This is a genomic window from Ureibacillus sp. GCM10028918 (assembly GCF_042666115.1).
Lineage (GTDB): Bacteria > Bacillota > Bacilli > Bacillales_A > Planococcaceae > Ureibacillus.
The window spans coordinates 792,280-808,869 of the sequence record NZ_JBHTFK010000005.1 but is presented as its reverse complement, the minus strand read 5'-3'; the positions used below and the strand labels follow the sequence as shown (position 1 = coordinate 808,869).

Here is a 16,590-nt window from a genome sequence, read left to right as displayed (position 1 = left end):
TTATTCCTCCTCTGAATTACTTAACTTCTTCATAAATGTTACGAGTTCTACTACGATTGAACGACGAAGTTCTTGATAGTTTTTACCGAAGAGTTCTAGTCCTTCATTTTGATAAATACGCATTGGGTCTTCTTGTTGGTAGCGGCGTAGCCCAATTCCCTCTTTTAGATGCGTCATTTGTTCTAAATGGCGAACCCACATTGAATCGATAAAGCCAAGCATCACACGAGGGACAATTTGCATAACCGCCTCATTTTCCTCGAAGCTTTCAATCGTTTGCAGTAACTCATCCAGTGATGGTTGAATCGATTGTAATATACGTTTTACTTTTGTTTCTTCTCTATCAATCGATACAGGAGTTAAGAAAAGGGAATTCACACTCTCTTCCATTTTATCGTAATCCCATTCGATTGGATCGAGTTCTTCTGGTGCGTTATCACGAACCGCAAAATCAATTGTTTCATTTAACATCGTTTTTAACCGGCCAATTAAATCGTCATGCTTTAAAACATTGTCGCGCAGGTTGTAAATTACTCGACGTTGGTCATTGATGACATCATCTAATTTTAAGTTGTATTCACGCATAGAGAAGTGCGAACCTTCGACGATACGCTGTGTACGATCTACTAATTCTATTACTTCTTTGTTTGTCACGCGTCCAGTATCGTCTGCAACGAGTTTCTTTTGGAACTTTTCTATCTCTTCACTAGCATAGCGGCGGAACATATCGTCTTCTAATGAGATGATGAATTGACTTTCACCTGGATCTCCTTGACGCCCTGAACGTCCGCGTAATTGGTTGTCAACACGACGACTTTCATGTTTTTCCGTCCCAATTACATAAAGACCGCCAAGTTCGGCTACACCTTCACCAAGAACTATATCGGTACCGCGTCCAGCCATATTCGTTGCAACTGTAATACGGCTCTTTTGACCAGCTTGTGAAATCAGTTCCACTTCTTGTTCCACTGTTTTCGCATTCAATAACTGAAAGGATAAGCCCATTTTATCTAAATAGCTTGCAACTTTTTCCGATTGCAGAATCGATGTTGTCCCGATTAAGATAGGTTGTCCTTTTTGGTGTCTTGAAATGGTTTCTTGTGCGACACGCTCATATTTTTGGTCGGATTTTTCGAAAACGATATCCGGCTGGTCCATACGAATTCGAGGACGGTTTGTTGGAATTTGAATAACGCTCATTCCGTAAACTTCTTTAAATTCTTGTTCTTGCGTTTTACCTGTACCCGTCATACCAGCTAGTTTTGGATACATACGGAAGTAGTTTTGAACCGTAATTTGTGCTTGTGCTTTATTTTCTTCCGAAATCGTTACGCCTTCTTTGGCTTCTATTGCTTGGTGCAGGCCATCCGACAGTGAACGACCTTCCAAAATACGCCCTGTAAACATATCAACTAACTCAATTTTATCGTCTTTTACTATGTAATCTACATCACGCTCAAACATCACGTGTGCTCTAACTGCTTGAATGACATAGTGATATAGTGTTTGGTGCTCTAAATCGTATAAATTATCTACACCAAAAGCAGCTTCGACTTTTTCAATCCCTGTATCTGTAAGGGAAGTGGCCTTTGTTTCTTCATCAAAATCGTAGTCTTCATCTTTTTTGAAGCGTTTCGCCAGTCTTGATGCAATGTGGTGCAAATCTTCATTGGAAGACATTTTACCAGCAATAATCAACGGTGTTTTCGCTTCATCAATTAACACGGAGTCTACTTCGTCAATGATTGCAAAGTGGTATGGACGTTGCACTTTATCGGCAATTGTATGGGCCATATTATCACGTAAGTAGTCAAAACCGAATTCAGTGCCTACCCCATAGGTAATATCCGCATTGTACGCGTCCTTTTTTTGTTTCGGCTCCATCATTGGGACGTTTAAACCAACAGTAAGACCAAGGAAACGATGAATTTGACCGATCAACTCAAAGTCACGCTTTGCTAAATAATCGTTTACCGTGATGACATGTACGCCTTTTCCTTCTAATGCCCGAACATAAGAGGGTAGGGAAGCAACCAATGTTTTCCCTTCACCTGTAGGCATTTCAGAGATATTGCCTTCAGTCAAGACAAGCCCACCAATTAGCTGTACATCGAAATGACGCATATTAAGCACACGTTTTGCTGTTTCACGAACTACCGCAAAGGCATCAGGTACGATTTGATTAATTTCTTCGCCCTTTTGTAACCTTTCTTTAAATAAAAACGTCATGTTTTTTAACTCATCATCTGTCATCTGAGAGTATTTTGCTTCAAGATGATTAATTTGATCTACAATTTTATAGTATCTTTTTAATTCTCGAGAACTGGTTTTTTCCTTGTTTCGATTAAAAATTGAGAACATTCTTTTACGCTCCTTTAAGAATCGTCTAGTTGAACACTAGATACATAGTTATTCTATCAAATTTTAGAATGTATGACTACTTCAGGTGAAGGGAAAACTGAGGGATGTAAGAATAACGACAAAAAAATTAGTTAACGTAAGTATTTCCTAAATTCTGGAATGTTACCGAGCTTTAATAAATTTGTCTCAATTGTTCCTTTTTTGTAAACGAGAAAAGCTATATTTTCGCAGGACTTCATGCTATAATAATCTAGATTTATGGTGCATATATATTATTTTTGAGGAGGAGAGACATGCTTTATGTGTCTTTAATCGTGGCGCTAATAGTAGCCATTTTAATTACTCCATTAGTGAAACGATTAGCATTCCGTATTGGTGCAGTGGATGCGCCAAATTATCGTAAAGTACACTCGCGGATTATGCCTCGACTTGGTGGTTTAGCTATATTTATCGCTTTTATAGTTGGACTAGCTATACTAAGACCAGTTCCAGATGTCCCAGAAGGAGTAAATCCATTTTTAATCCCATTATCGATTGTGTTGGGAGCTACGGTTATTGTCATTACCGGAATTATAGATGACATGCGTGAAATTTCGGCAAAGGCTAAAATGCTTGGCCAGTTAGTCGCTGGATGTATTATTGTCTTTGTTGGTGGTATACAAATTGAAGTCATTAATTTACCATTTGGTGGTTCGTTGGATTTTGGATTCTTAAGTATTCCATTTACAATTTTATGGATTGTAGGAATTACGAATGCGATTAATTTAATTGATGGACTTGATGGACTTGCAGCTGGTGTTTCAACAATTGCCCTAATTACATTAGCTTGTATGGCTTTAATCATGGGGAATGTATTTGTTTTGGCAACAGCAGCTATTTTAGCTTGTAGTACGTTAGGATTTTTATTCTATAATTTCCACCCAGCGAAAATTTTCATGGGTGACACAGGGGCATTATTTTTAGGGTTTATGATTGCAGTGCTTTCATTACTTGGATTTAAAGGTTTTACAATCGTTTCATTCATTATCCCTGTCATTATGCTTGGGGTGCCGATTTCCGATACTTTCTTTGCAATCGTTCGCCGTATACGAAACGGACAGAAATGGTCAGATCCAGATAAGTCACACTTGCATCACCGTTTAATTGATATGGGCTTTTCGCATCGAAATTCTGTATTGATTATTTATGGGATTGCTGCTTTGTTCGGCATTGCCGCGATCATCTTCTCGATGGCAAAGATTTGGGGAGCTATCCTGTTAGTAACTGTCCTATTAGTCGCCATCGAACTATTCGTTGAAGTCATCGGACTAGCAGGCAAAAATTATCGCCCACTCATTAACCTCGTACGAATATTTAATAAGTAAATTCAAACATAAAACAAGAACCACTCCCAAGTATCGTTAGCATAACGATATTGAGGGAGTGGCTTTTTTTGTGGTGTTGGTGGTTGTGTACATGTGTGGAATTGGATTTGTGTGGGTGACAGGCACAGACAAATCCGAAACAATTCAGAATCATTCGGGTGCCAGGCACAGAAACAATTCTCACACAATTCATGAAAAAAACCCATGAAGAAGATTTCTTCACGGGTTTACTTAAATGAGTTTGAAAAGTGTCTAGCTACAGCGCCAAGCCCCTCGAGGTCGCTTCGGTACCTCCCACGTGCGCAAGCACACCCTTGTCAGGTCCCTCCAGCGCTTGTCGGGCTAAGCATGGCGCTTGCGCTTTTCTTATCTTGTCGTCACATCGTCAATTGGGTCCGAAGCGTTTTCTGTTGTGTCCGTTCCCGAGATGCTTGAGGCATCTGGGATTAATTCAAGATGACTTTGCAGGATGTGCTGTGTTTCAGCTAATGATTCTTCGTCCAATTGGTAATAATATGTACCAGTAGACATGTCATCATATCCATTTAAAGTTAATGCATCAATTTGAGGAATACCTTCAGTGAAGTAACTGAAGAAGGATTTCATTTCATCAAATGTCATATCTGTTTTCATATTGTCCCCAATGGCTTCCAAAATATCATCGTATTTTGAAATCGATGTTAATGATGAAGCTTTTTGGGCGATGGCTTTAATAATGTCTTGCTGGCGTTGACCGCGCATAATATCGCTATCATGTTTACGCGTTCTTGCTAAAGCAAGGGCTTCACTACCGTTTAACTCTTGTAAACCGGGTTCTAAGTAAATGGACTTGTTATCATTTTCATCCAACTCATAAAATGCATAAGGAATATCGACATCGACTTCAATTCCACCAAGTGCATCAATAACTTCGATGAATGCATTGAAGTTCATTCGTACATAATAATCTACAGGGATATCAAATAATTCCTCTACTGTTTCAATTGATGCAAGAGTTCCACCAAATGCATGAGCATGCGTAATTTTGTCTTCATCGTCAATATAAGGAATATACACGTAAGAATCACGCGGAATGCTGACAAGCTTAACCGTTTTTGCTTCATTGTTTAAAGTGGCCAAGACTAATGCATCCGAACGGGAATGGTCTGCACCTTGACCTCTTTCTTCACTATCATCGACACCAACGAAAAGGACAGAGACATTATCTTGTACAGGTTCTACCTTTGCTTGACGCTTATCCGATATTTCGCGATCGACTTCTTCGTAGGAATTATCGACTGCTTTTTCTGCTTTCTTTGTTATGTAGACGCCATATGCCGTGACACATAATAATAAAGAGGCCGACAATAATAAAAGTATCTTTAAAACAAACGAAAATTTTCTTTTCGGCTTTTTCTCTTTAACTGTTCTCAAATCTGATCTTTTCATCTAAACTCTCCTCTAATTGTAGGAATTGCATTTATTTATAGTAGGAAATAGCCGTTTAATTTCTTTTTAGTATGTCGAAGATTGTCCTGATTATCTGTGGTAAAACTTTCGTAACTAGAAAAGTGCCGACAACTAAACCAATACGACTAATTATACTATGATGTCGAATTACAGTAAAATAGATTTTAAGTTACCTATCAAAAAAAATTAATAGATTAATGAGATTAATAGTTTGAAATATGTATGACTTCGCGTCGACCCTTACTCTAATGATATGAGTAAAGGATTTGTCGAAATTAAATTCGAAAAATCCTTCACCCTGAAATCGATGGTTAAATTACAAATTCCACAAACTTTTTATCGATACAAGTAATCATGGACTGACCGTTTGTTAGCTCTGTAACCCAGTTTGTGAAATTTTCCTCCTCGTCCTTTAGCACATCGACAAGGACTTCGACATTTTCAGCGTACTGTATTTCGTTTAGGACGTAGTTGGAGTTGCGAATCTCGTTTTCAACTTTTCCTAACCAAGTATAGTCTATGGAAATTTTCATAACGTGATGCAATTTTCGCTCCACTACTTGAGCTGCATCTATTCCTTCTGTTGTTGCTTTTCCATATGCACGGATTAAACCGCCGCCACCGAGCTTGATGCCTCCGAAATATCTAGTTACAACTACGACAGTGTCCTTTAACCCTTGTTTTTTTAACACTTCTAGCATAGGGACGCCAGCAGTGCCGCTAGGTTCCCCGTCATCGTTGGCTTTTTGTATTTGGTCGTGTTCGCCAACCATATAGCAAGAGCAATTATGGTTTGCACTGGAATGCTTCTTTTTTATGCTTTCGATAAATTCAATCGCCTCTTCTTCTGTTTCCGCACGGTTTACATAAGCAATGAAACGTGATTTAGAAATCACAATTTCTCTCTCTCCCAAGCCTTTTACAGATTTATAGTCATTTCGCATTATGCTATCTCCTTTTTATTACAAAAAATGAAAGATTCTATAGTAGTATATTTACTTAAATTTTATAACTAAAATGTTATAATATTAAATAACAATTACAGTTACTGGTTTTTCATTTCAAGACCTAGAATTATTGTTATACTATATATTAACACCAATTGGATTGGGGTAAAGGTATGTTTTCAAACGAGAAAGTTGATATTGGCTCGCTTGATGTGATTTTTAATCGAATGATTGAAACCATAACAAGTTCAAAAAATGATATATTCATTATTAGTGAGCAAAGCCGTAGCAGCTTTGAAGAGTTAAAAGAAGAAGTGGAATCCATTAAGCTAAAAATCAAACTAATCATAGATGAAAGTGATGATTTAGAGAAAAGAACCCAGCTTGCTAAATTACGTCTAGTAGAAGTGAGCAAGAATTTCAATCTGTACACTGAGGAACAAGTGCGTGAAGCTTACGAAACAGCAAATGATCTCCAAATTCGTTTATCTCTTACACGTTCTGAAGAAAAGCGGCTACGTGAAAAGAGGGACGATCTAGAACGTCGAATAAGAATATTATATGATACGATTGAACGTGCTGAAAATATTGTGGACCAAGTAAATGTTGTCTTAAATTATTTAACGACGGATTTAAAAAATGTCAGTCTTGCATTAGAAAATGCTAAAATTAAACAAGACTTCGGCATAAAAATTATTGCAGCACAAGAAAAGGAAAGAAAACGATTATCCCGTGAAATTCACGATGGTCCAGCCCAAATGATGGCCAATGTCCTAATGCGCTCTGATTTAATTGATAGAACGTATAGAGAAAAAGGCATGGAAGCTGCGATTAAGGAAATCGCCGAGTTAAAGAAGACAGTAAGAAATGCCTTGTCGGAGGTTCGTCGTATTATTTACGATTTGCGCCCGATGGCACTCGATGATTTGGGAATCGTACCGACATTAAAAAAATATTTATCCACTATAATGGAATACAATCCAGGTGTTCAAGTTCACTTCCAAACGTTTAGCGATGAAAAAAGACTGCCTTCTGATTATGAGGTTTCGATTTTCCGCTTAGTTCAGGAAAGTGTAAACAATGCCATAAAGCATGGTAAATCACCGGATATATGGGTAAAAATAGAGTGGCTTAGCAAGCAAGTCAGCATTTTAGTCAAGGACAATGGCACTGGCTTCGATAAAAAAGCTGCAAGAGACCAATCCTTTGGCATTATCGGCATGAAGGAAAGAGTCGATTTACTAAAAGGAACAATGGAAATCCAAAGTAGTCCGGGTAATGGGACAAGTATTCTATTCAAGATCCCTTTACCTGAAAATATACTAAAAATCGAAAATTAAATAGAAAGCCACTGTAGGGGGAAAAGGATTTATGATGACGAAAATTATTATTATTGATGATCACCAATTATTCCGTGAAGGAGTAAAACGAATTTTAGATTTTGAAGATACATTTGAAGTAGTTGCTGAAGGCGATGATGGAGCGGATGTGCTAAATCTATACCAAAACAACTTACCAGACGTTGTCTTAATGGATATTAATATGCCAGGAAAGAATGGTGTAGAAGCAACTTCAGAGCTTGTTGCAGAATTCCCGGATGCAAAAGTGATTATGCTTTCGATTCATGACGATGAATCTTACGTAACACATGCACTTAGATCTGGTGCTCTAGGGTACATGCTAAAGGAAATGGATGCGGATGAAATCGTGGAAGCGATTAAAGTCGTAGCGAACGGTGGGTCTTACTTACATCCGAAAGTAACGAAAAACTTGGTAGCGGAATTCCGTCGCTTAAGCGAGCATGAAAATAAAGGCAACTTCCACCAAACGGAAATTCGCCGTCCATTCCACTTACTAACTAAACGTGAGTGCGAGGTCCTTCAATTATTAACTGATGGACAATCGAACCGTACAATCGGTGAAACTTTATTCATCTCGGAAAAAACAGTAAAAAACCACGTATCAAGCATTTTACAAAAAATGAACGTAAACGACCGTACACAAGCAGTAGTGACTGCCATTAAAAATGGTTGGGTAGAAGTTCGATAAAATTCATGTGAATTCCAATTGACGATTAATTTCGTTGATTGGGATTTTTTTGTTTTGTGGAGGGAATGGTTAGAATAAGAAAAGCGAGTAATATTACTTCGAGGTCAATTTAAGTATTCTGGAAATTAGATATTCGGAAACAATTTGAGTATCAAAAACGTCCTAGAAACGGTAACATAACAAATGATAAAAAAATATTACACTTTCGAGTATATATTACTAAATTAGCCACAGTTTGACAATCATGCTACAATAATTACGCGGGAGGTAATAAGTTTATGAAAAAATGGTTAATGCTAGCTTTAGCGCTATTTATGCTAAGTGCTTGTAACAATACAGAAGATAGTAAGACAGAAGACCTTACAGCAAGTACAGAAGAAACTGAAAGTGAAAATGAAATTGGTTTTGAAGTATTAGGCGATGAAATCGAAGAGGCTACAAATATTCCAAAAGAAGAACAAGAAGCAATTCTGGCGGCCTTTGATGAATATATTGCAGCATTTAATGCAAAAGACATCGATCGCTATGTCCAAACCCTCTCGAAAAATCCAAAGGGCTTTGAATACCAAGAAGATGTAGATGCCGCAAAACAAGCGTTTGCGGAGTATGATATTGAGCGAACAGCAAAAGACACAACGATTGTAAAGTACAGTGAAGAAGAAGCGCAGGTCTATGCCAATCTAGACATCCAAATGACTGAAATCGAAACAAATGCGGCATTAGCAAGCAGTGGACGACAAGTAACCGTCTTTGTAAAAGAAGACGACGCCTGGAAGGTGACAAGCGTCTATTATATTGGGAATGACTCTGCACAGTAAGAGAATTTTGTAATATAGTTTTTGGGAAATGTAGGATTTTGTCTTACGAAAGTTTCCAAAAAGATAAAGTGTTTCGTGTACAATTGTTTTTAACGTATACGAAGCACTTTTTTGTATTGGATTTAACTAAATTGTTGAAATATTTAATTTCAGGATTTTGTCTTATAGGTCATTCACAAAGCAACACGAAGTACGGTAAAATATGGACAATAGGAGAGTGGAGTATCCATGAGCATTGCAGTCATTACAGACAGTACAGCATATTTAAGCGAAGAGGAAAGAGAACGTTACAACATTCGAATGATTCCTCTTAGTGTGAATTTAGAAGATGGAAGTTACGAAGAGGAAGTAGAAATCACTTCTTCTGAATTTTATGATAAAATCCGCATGTCAAAGTCATTTCCAAAAACAACACAACCAGCAGTAGGGAAATTTGTTGAATTATTTGAAGAGCTTTCAAAAGAGTATGATGAAGTCATTTCGATCCATCTATCAAGCGGAATCAGCGGTACATATCAAGGTGCTGCCCAAGCCGGCCAGATGGTAGAAGGCATCAAAGTACATACATTTGATAGCGAAATCTCTTGTGCACCACAAGGCTACTTTGCGTTGAAGGCTGGAGAAATGGCCGAGCAAGGTGCAACAAGCGATCAAATCCTTGCTACATTAGAAGAAATGAAGCGTTTAATGCATGCCTATTTCGTTGTCGATGACCTAGCTCACCTGCAACGTGGTGGCAGACTTTCAGCCGCAGCTGCCCTTGTAGGTGGCCTATTGCAAGTAAAGCCGATCCTTTGCTTTGAAGAAAAAGTAATCGTGCCATTCGAAAAAATTCGTACCAAGAAAAAAGCTCTGCGCCGCGTCGAAGACTTACTAGCAGAGGATGCCATGAAAGGCGACAAATACATCGCCACTGTTATCCACGCCAACTGCGAAGAAGATGGACGTGAATGGATGAACCAGCTGGCTGAGAACTATCCAAATGTGGAATTTAACCTGAGCTACTTCGGTCCGGTAATTGGGACGCATCTTGGTGAAGGTTCACTGGGACTTGGTTGGGTGAAGAAGGTTTAGTTTTTTAAGTTAAAGTGGTGCAGTCTCTACGGATGTTGTAGGGGCTGTTTTGATGGGGGCGGGTTTCGTTTGAGCCCAGATTCTTTAAACAGGAGGAAAAAGTTACCGGACAGATTTTAAAGTTTACCAGACACTATTCTCTATTTACCGGACACTTTTTCAAAAATATCGGACACTTTTTAAAATTTATCGGACATTTAAATCATTAAAGGAGCTGAAAAATGATTTTTAAACTATCTAAAGCTTATAAGTACGCAACCTATCGAGGAATCATTATCGAACCCCAAATCCGTGATTTCTTTTCCGGACGAATCTGGACGCGTAAGAATACTCCATTCACGCAAACAAAAATTGACACTTATATTCTCCGAAACTACTTTACTACAAAACCAGGCCTTACAATCAAAAAGAAAGGGCTCATCTTCCAAGGACAACATTTCACCTGTAATCGTTGTCGAAATGAAATCCAACTAGAATTCATTCTATACAATTGCGCAAAATGTGAGGAACAGTGTGTCTACTGCAGGCATTGTATCAACATGGGGCGTGTGACAAGCTGCACGGAGTTGATCACATGGAATGGACCACAGCCACTCACGCACAAAAATCATATTTTAGATTGGAACGGTACTTTCACTGAAGCTCAAAATGAGGCAGCCAACCAGCTCACAAATAGCATAAAACATAGACGCAATCACCTAATCCATGCAGTCTGTGGAGCAGGGAAAACTGAGATTCTGTTTCCAGCCGTTCTTAATGCTTTAAATAGGGGGCTACGAGTATGTATTGCTACACCCCGCACAGATGTAGTACTAGAACTATTCCCTCGTTTTCAAAAAGTATTTCCAAATACCACTTTACACGCCTTATACGGCAACTCACCTCAACAAACAGGCTTCCCTCAATTAGTACTCTCAACAACGCATCAACTCTTTCGGTTCGAGGATGCCTTCGATGTCGTCATTGTCGATGAAGCCGACGCGTTTCCTTATACTTTTGATCAAGCTCTACAAAAAGCAGTATACAAAGTAAAGAAAGAGCGTGCACCAATCGCTTTAGTCACAGCTACACCATCTCCACAAATCCTAGCAAGAATGAAAAAAGAAAACTGGGGCTACTCCTTTATTCCAAAGAGATATCATGAACATCCGTTGCCGGTTCCGCGGTACGAGTCCCTATGGTCATATGACAAGGTGATTAAAAAGGGAAGAATCCCGCGAAAGCTTTTAGAATGGAGCGAAACAAAACTATCAAATAAAGAACCTTTCCTCATTTTCTTCCCAACCATCCAGTTAATGCAGCTGGCCCTTCCGCTATTTCAACAACTAAACGAAGATATAGTGAGTGTTCATGCGGAAGATGCCAATCGGAAGGAGAAGGTAATGAAACTTCGAAACGAAGAAATACCGGGCCTCCTCACAACAACAATCCTGGAAAGAGGCATCACCATCAAAAACGTTCAGGTAGCGGTTGTAGGTGCAGAATCTAAGATCTTCACATCTAGTGCCCTTATTCAAATTAGTGGGCGAGTTGGACGAAATGTAGCATTTCCAAAAGGAGATATTGTATTTTTCCATCATGGCATCACGGCTGAAATGGATGAAGCACGCAATGAAATTCTTAGACTTAATAAAGAAGGGTTTGGTAAAAATGAAGCGTTATGAAGTACAAAACTGTCTATTATGCAATGGTCCTCTTGATGAGCCGGTTTCTTGGAAAATGCTATTAACAAATCAGTTTCCGAGAACTATTTGTCTACATTGTGAAGAGAAGTTTGAACCCTACGGAGCCCAAGCCGACGTCGAATCCCTCATCTCACTTTATAAATATAACAATCAAATGAAAGATTACTTACACCGCTACAAATTCATGCACGATGTACTTCTTGCAAAGGTTTTCCGACACGAAATTCACCATCACCTGTCTAAGAAAAAAGCAATCATTATCCCGATTTCCCTGCACCCCGAGAAACTAAAGGAAAGAACATTCTCGCACGTTGATGAACTTCTAAATGAAGCCAACATTCCTTATGAACATTACCTCAAAAAACTTACAACCGAGTCTCAAGCAGGAAAAACACGAGAAGAAAGATTAAATGCCCCACAAATATTTGCCCTAAAAGAGAGCCATTACCCTCAAAATAAGGACTTCATTCTAGTCGATGACATCTACACAACTGGCACGACCATTAATCAAGCTAAGAAAATCTTACTAGATGCCGGGGCGAAATCTGTGACTGCATTTACATTGATTAGAAGGTAAATATTAACTTTCTGTGAAAACGGTTAAGAAATTCTAAAATCAGCCGATGAATCGAGTAAGAGTAATAATCAAAATGAAATATGTGTTTAATAACGGAGGAATCAGCATGGCTGAATTACGAAATTGTCCTACTTGTGGAGAATTCTTTAACTTCACAGGGATTAGGGATGTTTGCCATAAATGTGTGCAAAAAGAAGATGAAAAGTATCAAATTGTGTATAGCTTTCTACGTAAACGTGAAAATCGTGCAGCAACAGTTGAAAGAATTGTAGAAGTGACTGGGGTAGAGGAAGAGCTACTTTATAAATGGGTTCGCAAAAATCGACTCCACCCAGCAATGTTCCCAAATTTAGGGTATCCATGTGACAACTGTGGACATATTACAAACAAAGGTAAGCTTTGTGAAAAATGTCAAGATGAATTGAAATCGGATTTACGTACCTTCGAAGCGGCAAAAGAATTTAGAGAAAATATTGCTAACAGTGAAAAGGGAGCTTATTTATCTGAAAAGAAATAAGTGAATGGTTTAGCTCACATAAATGCTTAAATTACTATGAATTGTACTAATAAGATATAATTCATAGTGAGAAAGCATTAAATGTGAGTTTTTTCATTGAAACCGTTAATAATTTTAAATTTAAACCGAAATTAACAATATAGACAAAACTGCAAGGAGGGATTAGGATGAAAATTACATCTTTTGGTGTGAATTCAATTAACCCATATAACAAGCAACAAAAAAGTTTAAAAGCAGCTGAAAGTAAAAGTACTGTTTCTACTGATAAAATCGAAATTTCATCTGCAGCTAAGGAAATGTCAGCATCTTCAACATATAACTCTGAGCGCGCACAAAAAATTCAAAAGCTCAAAGAAGAAATTAAATCGGGTACTTATCAAGTAGATTCTCGAAGAGTGGCTGAGGATATGTTTAATTACTATCGTAAGTAAAAACGACACAATGAATAAAAAGGAGCTCAAACTATGTCTGTCCGACCAATTATCTCTATTTTAGAGAAGCTTGAAAAAATGCATCAAAGTTTGCTTAAGCTTGCTAATCAAAAAACCGAGCTTGTCAAAAAGGGCGACATGGATGGGCTCGACACCATCATTAAAAACGAGCAATCACATGTAGCAGCAATCGAAGTACTTGAGAAACAGCGTCAGCAAATGGTAACGGATTACCTTCGAGCAAAAGGAATTGCTCTTTCTGACACACCAACTGTCGCTCGAGTAATCGAAGCTGCTGAATTGGAAGAAGAACGCCATCAATTAGATGAAATAAGCCAGCAACTTATGTCTGTTATCGATGACTTGCGAAAACAGAATGATTTAAACCAAAAACTCGTATTTCAATCCTTGCAATTTGTAAATATGTCGTTGGATATGCTACAACCTCGTCCGGAGGAAATCAACTATTCGGGCAAATCAGCTCGTGGTGAAACTACGGCTCCAAAGAAATCAATGTTTGATTCGCAGGCATAATCAGAACAAATGCAACATTTCATTTTATAACTAAAGGAGGAGTCTTCATGCGCTCCACATTTATGGGACTTGAAACAAGTAAACGCGGTCTTTATACTCAGCAAAGTGCTTTGTATACAACAGGTCATAATATATCAAACGCCAACACTTTAGGCTACTCTCGCCAACGTGTTAATATGTCACCGACATTAGGGTACCCTGGTGTTGGATTAAATGCTCCAATGACAGCAGGATTCATCGGTACTGGTGTAGAAGCCGAATCTGTGCAGCGTATCCGCGACCAATTTATCGATCGCCAATATAGACAAGAAACAAATAAATTAGGCTATTATGAATCCCGCACAAACGCCATTTCCCAAATGGAAGATATTATGGCGGAGCCATCTGAATATGGCCTCAATGAAGCCTTCAATCTATTCTGGAGTTCTTTACAAGATGTAAGTACAAATCCGGAAGATGCCGCATCGCGTAAAGTGGCCATTCAAAGAGCGGAACTTCTAGCAGATTCATTTAATTACCTTGATACTCAATTAAAAAAGATTCAAGGGAATTTAGGAAATGAGATAGATGTTTCTACAAATCGTGTTAATTCAATAGTAAAGCAAATTGCAGAAATCAATAAACAAATTCAAGCTATTGAGCCAAATGGCTACATGCCAAATGATCTATATGATTCCCGAGATACATTACTAGATGAATTGAATGAATATCTCCCTGTTTCTGTGTCAACGGTTAAATCTGGTGGGAATGCCTTAGATATAGCTGAAGGTAGCTATACAATTTCATATAATGATACAAATGGCAACGAAATTGTCCTTGTACAAGGGAAAGAGTATGTTCAATTATCTGCAATGGGTGTAGATTCAAATGGAGCAACTGGTGAAATTACCGGTGAAGAACCACTTAAACTTTTCTCGCATTTTTCAACTGATAAAACGATTGATAAAACATCTGGAACAATAACTAGCAACCAACAGGCCATTGTTTATGATGATCTGCAACCTTCAAAAGGGAAGTTGCTTTCGTTAATCGATTCGTACGGCTATACACATGCAAATAATAATATGGATGGAACGGTTAGTTATACCGCTTCTATTAATTTTGAAGGTTATTATACAAATATGTTGAATGATCTAAGTAAGTTGGCGAATACCTTTGTGAATGCGTTCAATAAGGTACATCAAGCTGGACATCCATTAGACGATTCTTCTCTAAATGGAGCACCATTCAATACATTTGAAGTATTCCAAATAACAAGCGATGGGAAAGTAGAGGTAACTGATCTAATAATCAAAAACCCTTCATTATTAGCTGCTTCAAGTAAAGAAAATGAAGAGGGGAATGGTAATTGGGCAATTGAATTGGCTAACTTGCAATTCTTGGGATTGAATGAACAAACGGAAGTAATCTTGGATGAATCCATAGATTTTGCTGGAATGGATTTAGATGGAGCAACATTTCAAAGTTTTTATGAAAGTTTAATTGGACAACTAGGTGTAGATGGACAAGAAGCAGAACGGATGCACTACAATACAGAAACTATTCGCATGACAGTGGAAAACAATCGGTCATCTATGAGCTCCGTGTCTCTCGATGAAGAAATGACAAATATGATTACTTTCCAGCAAGCGTATAACGCTAATGCTCGGATGATTACTGTGATAGATGAAACATTAGATAAAATTATTAATGGACTGGGTCGAGCTGGATTGTAAAGATATTTAGATTTAAGCACCGCGAATTTTTAAAGTTGAAGGAGTACTCACGATGCGTGTAACACAATCAATGTTATCGAATAACATGTTGAGGAATTTAAGCAATAGTTACGGTAAAATGTCTGAATTGCAAAATCAAATTACTACAGGCAAAAAAATAACAAAACCGTCTCAAGATCCTGTTGTTGCAATTAAAGGAATGAGTTATCGTACAGATTTAAATAAAGTTGAACAATTTGATCGAAATATATCCCAAGTTTATTCTTGGTTGGATTCATCGGATGATGCACTTGGCCAAGTGGGGGATGCCATGACGAGAGTAAAGGAGTTAGCGGTACAAGCTGCCAATGATACAAACACTGTCGATGATCGAAAAAAAATACAAATCGAGATTAATCAAATCCGTACCCAAATTCAGGATGTAGCGAATACAAAAGTTGCTGACAAGTATATTTTCAGTGGTACAAACACCCATAAACCTGTCTACGTAGAGGCTGTTGGGGATGATGGCAAATCCTATCGTGTACTGAATCAAGTGCAATTAGATAATAATGGAAATCAAACTTATCCTGTTGATGCTGATGGAAATCCAATTACTTTAACTGATCCGATTACATCGGCAGATGGAGCGGTAAAAATGGAAGTGTTTGACGGTATTCAATTACAAGTAAATACATCCAATGCAGTCGATTTATTTAAAAAAGTGGATGAGCTAATGTCAAAAATTTCAATCGCATTAGAAGAAGCTGATGGTGAAGAAATTGGTAATTTCTTAGGTGGGTTAGCAGATGGGACAGATGATACTTTATCTGAAGTACAAAATAAAGTATTGGAGAATCGTGCCGATGTGGGTGCCCGTCAGAATCGTGTGGAAATGATGGAGAGTCGTCTTTCTACACATAGAATAAATGTTACAGAACAAATGTCAAAAAATGAAGATATCGACTATGAAGAAGCTATAACGAATATGATTACACAGGAATCTATTCACAATGCAGCATTGTCTGTGGGTTCTAAAATTATACAGGCAACTTTAGTGGATTTCTTAAGATAATTTTCAAAAAAGCGT

General features: G+C 38.0%; 15 protein-coding genes. 12 read left to right on the top strand and 3 right to left on the bottom strand.

Translation table 11 applies throughout. The features are described from left to right. Positions 1-2,361, bottom strand: a complete 2,361-nt coding sequence (secA2, locus tag ACFQU5_RS07090; protein WP_390286155.1) for an accessory Sec system translocase SecA2 — start codon at positions 2,359-2,361, stop codon at positions 1-3. 293 nt (positions 2,362-2,654) lie between these two features. Between secA2 and ACFQU5_RS07085 the strand changes: the two genes are divergently transcribed. Next, complete coding sequence (locus ACFQU5_RS07085; RefSeq protein WP_390286153.1) at positions 2,655-3,725, top strand: glycosyltransferase family 4 protein; 1,071 nt, start codon at positions 2,655-2,657, stop codon at positions 3,723-3,725. Positions 3,726-4,091: 366 nt separating this feature from the next. On the opposite strand, the gene ACFQU5_RS07080 is transcribed toward ACFQU5_RS07085, so the two are convergent. Together ACFQU5_RS07080 and ACFQU5_RS07075 are read right to left on the bottom strand one after the other, a co-directional pair. Continuing rightward, on the bottom strand, positions 4,092-5,153 hold the full coding sequence (locus ACFQU5_RS07080; RefSeq protein WP_390286151.1) for an LCP family protein: 1,062 nt from the start codon (positions 5,151-5,153) through the stop codon (positions 4,092-4,094). Positions 5,154-5,485: 332 nt separating this feature from the next. Then, on the bottom strand, positions 5,486-6,118 hold the full coding sequence (locus ACFQU5_RS07075; RefSeq protein WP_390286149.1) for a YigZ family protein: 633 nt from the start codon (positions 6,116-6,118) through the stop codon (positions 5,486-5,488). 176 nt (positions 6,119-6,294) lie between these two features. Here ACFQU5_RS07075 and ACFQU5_RS07070 point away from each other — a divergent pair, with 176 nt between their 5' ends. The 11 genes from ACFQU5_RS07070 (at position 6,295) to flgL (ending at position 16,575) form a co-directional block, all read left to right on the top strand. Then, positions 6,295-7,461: a sensor histidine kinase gene (locus ACFQU5_RS07070; RefSeq protein ID WP_390286147.1), complete on the top strand. Its 1,167-nt coding sequence runs from the start codon at positions 6,295-6,297 to the stop codon at positions 7,459-7,461. 34 nt (positions 7,462-7,495) lie between these two features. Further along, positions 7,496-8,170, top strand: coding sequence for a response regulator transcription factor (locus tag ACFQU5_RS07065; RefSeq protein WP_390286552.1), 675 nt, complete (start codon positions 7,496-7,498; stop codon positions 8,168-8,170). A 278-nt stretch (positions 8,171-8,448) separates the two neighbouring features. Further along, complete coding sequence (locus ACFQU5_RS07060) at positions 8,449-8,988, top strand: DUF4440 domain-containing protein (protein ID WP_390286145.1); 540 nt, start codon at positions 8,449-8,451, stop codon at positions 8,986-8,988. A 228-nt stretch (positions 8,989-9,216) separates the two neighbouring features. After that, positions 9,217-10,062 (top strand): DegV family protein, encoded by an 846-nt coding sequence (locus tag ACFQU5_RS07055; protein ID WP_390286143.1) that lies wholly within the window; start codon positions 9,217-9,219, stop codon positions 10,060-10,062. Between the two features lie 221 nt (positions 10,063-10,283). Continuing rightward, a complete protein-coding gene (locus tag ACFQU5_RS07050; protein WP_390286141.1) occupies positions 10,284-11,726 on the top strand; it encodes an ATP-dependent helicase ComFA in 1,443 nt (480 codons plus the stop codon). Further along, entirely contained in the window at positions 11,713-12,324 is a 612-nt protein-coding gene (locus ACFQU5_RS07045; RefSeq protein ID WP_390286139.1) for a ComF family protein, read from the top strand. Before ACFQU5_RS07050 ends, ACFQU5_RS07045 begins: the two co-directional genes overlap by 14 nt. Before the next feature lie 106 nt (positions 12,325-12,430). Beyond that, positions 12,431-12,841, top strand: a complete 411-nt coding sequence (locus ACFQU5_RS07040) for a TIGR03826 family flagellar region protein (RefSeq protein ID WP_390286137.1) — start codon at positions 12,431-12,433, stop codon at positions 12,839-12,841. Between the two features lie 167 nt (positions 12,842-13,008). Further along, the gene (flgM, locus tag ACFQU5_RS07035; RefSeq protein ID WP_390286135.1) at positions 13,009-13,272 is read left to right on the top strand and encodes a flagellar biosynthesis anti-sigma factor FlgM; all 264 of its coding nucleotides are present in this window, start codon (positions 13,009-13,011) and stop codon (positions 13,270-13,272) included. 33 nt (positions 13,273-13,305) lie between these two features. Continuing rightward, complete coding sequence (locus tag ACFQU5_RS07030; protein ID WP_390286133.1) at positions 13,306-13,806, top strand: flagellar protein FlgN; 501 nt, start codon at positions 13,306-13,308, stop codon at positions 13,804-13,806. 47 nt (positions 13,807-13,853) lie between these two features. Next, a complete protein-coding gene (gene flgK / locus ACFQU5_RS07025; protein WP_390286131.1) occupies positions 13,854-15,521 on the top strand; it encodes a flagellar hook-associated protein FlgK in 1,668 nt (555 codons plus the stop codon). A gap of 52 nt (positions 15,522-15,573) precedes the next feature. Beyond that, positions 15,574-16,575: a flagellar hook-associated protein FlgL gene (flgL, locus tag ACFQU5_RS07020; protein WP_390286129.1), complete on the top strand. Its 1,002-nt coding sequence runs from the start codon at positions 15,574-15,576 to the stop codon at positions 16,573-16,575. Positions 16,576-16,590: the final 15 nt, after the last annotated feature.

What these genes read in the sequence shown, in the direction of transcription:
- secA2 (WP_390286155.1), bottom strand. Translation starts at nt 2,361, where the DNA reads ATGTTCTCAATTTTTAATCGAAACAAGGAAAAAACCAGTTCTCGAGAA.
- ACFQU5_RS07085 (WP_390286153.1), top strand. Translation starts at nt 2,655, where the DNA reads ATGCTTTATGTGTCTTTAATCGTGGCGCTAATAGTAGCCATTTTAATT.
- ACFQU5_RS07080 (WP_390286151.1), bottom strand. Translation starts at nt 5,153, where the DNA reads ATGAAAAGATCAGATTTGAGAACAGTTAAAGAGAAAAAGCCGAAAAGA.
- ACFQU5_RS07075 (WP_390286149.1), bottom strand. Translation starts at nt 6,118, where the DNA reads ATGCGAAATGACTATAAATCTGTAAAAGGCTTGGGAGAGAGAGAAATT.
- ACFQU5_RS07070 (WP_390286147.1), top strand. Translation starts at nt 6,295, where the DNA reads ATGTTTTCAAACGAGAAAGTTGATATTGGCTCGCTTGATGTGATTTTT.
- ACFQU5_RS07065 (WP_390286552.1), top strand. Translation starts at nt 7,496, where the DNA reads ATGACGAAAATTATTATTATTGATGATCACCAATTATTCCGTGAAGGA.
- ACFQU5_RS07060 (WP_390286145.1), top strand. Translation starts at nt 8,449, where the DNA reads ATGAAAAAATGGTTAATGCTAGCTTTAGCGCTATTTATGCTAAGTGCT.
- ACFQU5_RS07055 (WP_390286143.1), top strand. Translation starts at nt 9,217, where the DNA reads ATGAGCATTGCAGTCATTACAGACAGTACAGCATATTTAAGCGAAGAG.
- ACFQU5_RS07050 (WP_390286141.1), top strand. Translation starts at nt 10,284, where the DNA reads ATGATTTTTAAACTATCTAAAGCTTATAAGTACGCAACCTATCGAGGA.
- ACFQU5_RS07045 (WP_390286139.1), top strand. Translation starts at nt 11,713, where the DNA reads ATGAAGCGTTATGAAGTACAAAACTGTCTATTATGCAATGGTCCTCTT.
- ACFQU5_RS07040 (WP_390286137.1), top strand. Translation starts at nt 12,431, where the DNA reads ATGGCTGAATTACGAAATTGTCCTACTTGTGGAGAATTCTTTAACTTC.
- flgM (WP_390286135.1), top strand. Translation starts at nt 13,009, where the DNA reads ATGAAAATTACATCTTTTGGTGTGAATTCAATTAACCCATATAACAAG.
- ACFQU5_RS07030 (WP_390286133.1), top strand. Translation starts at nt 13,306, where the DNA reads ATGTCTGTCCGACCAATTATCTCTATTTTAGAGAAGCTTGAAAAAATG.
- flgK (WP_390286131.1), top strand. Translation starts at nt 13,854, where the DNA reads ATGCGCTCCACATTTATGGGACTTGAAACAAGTAAACGCGGTCTTTAT.
- flgL (WP_390286129.1), top strand. Translation starts at nt 15,574, where the DNA reads ATGCGTGTAACACAATCAATGTTATCGAATAACATGTTGAGGAATTTA.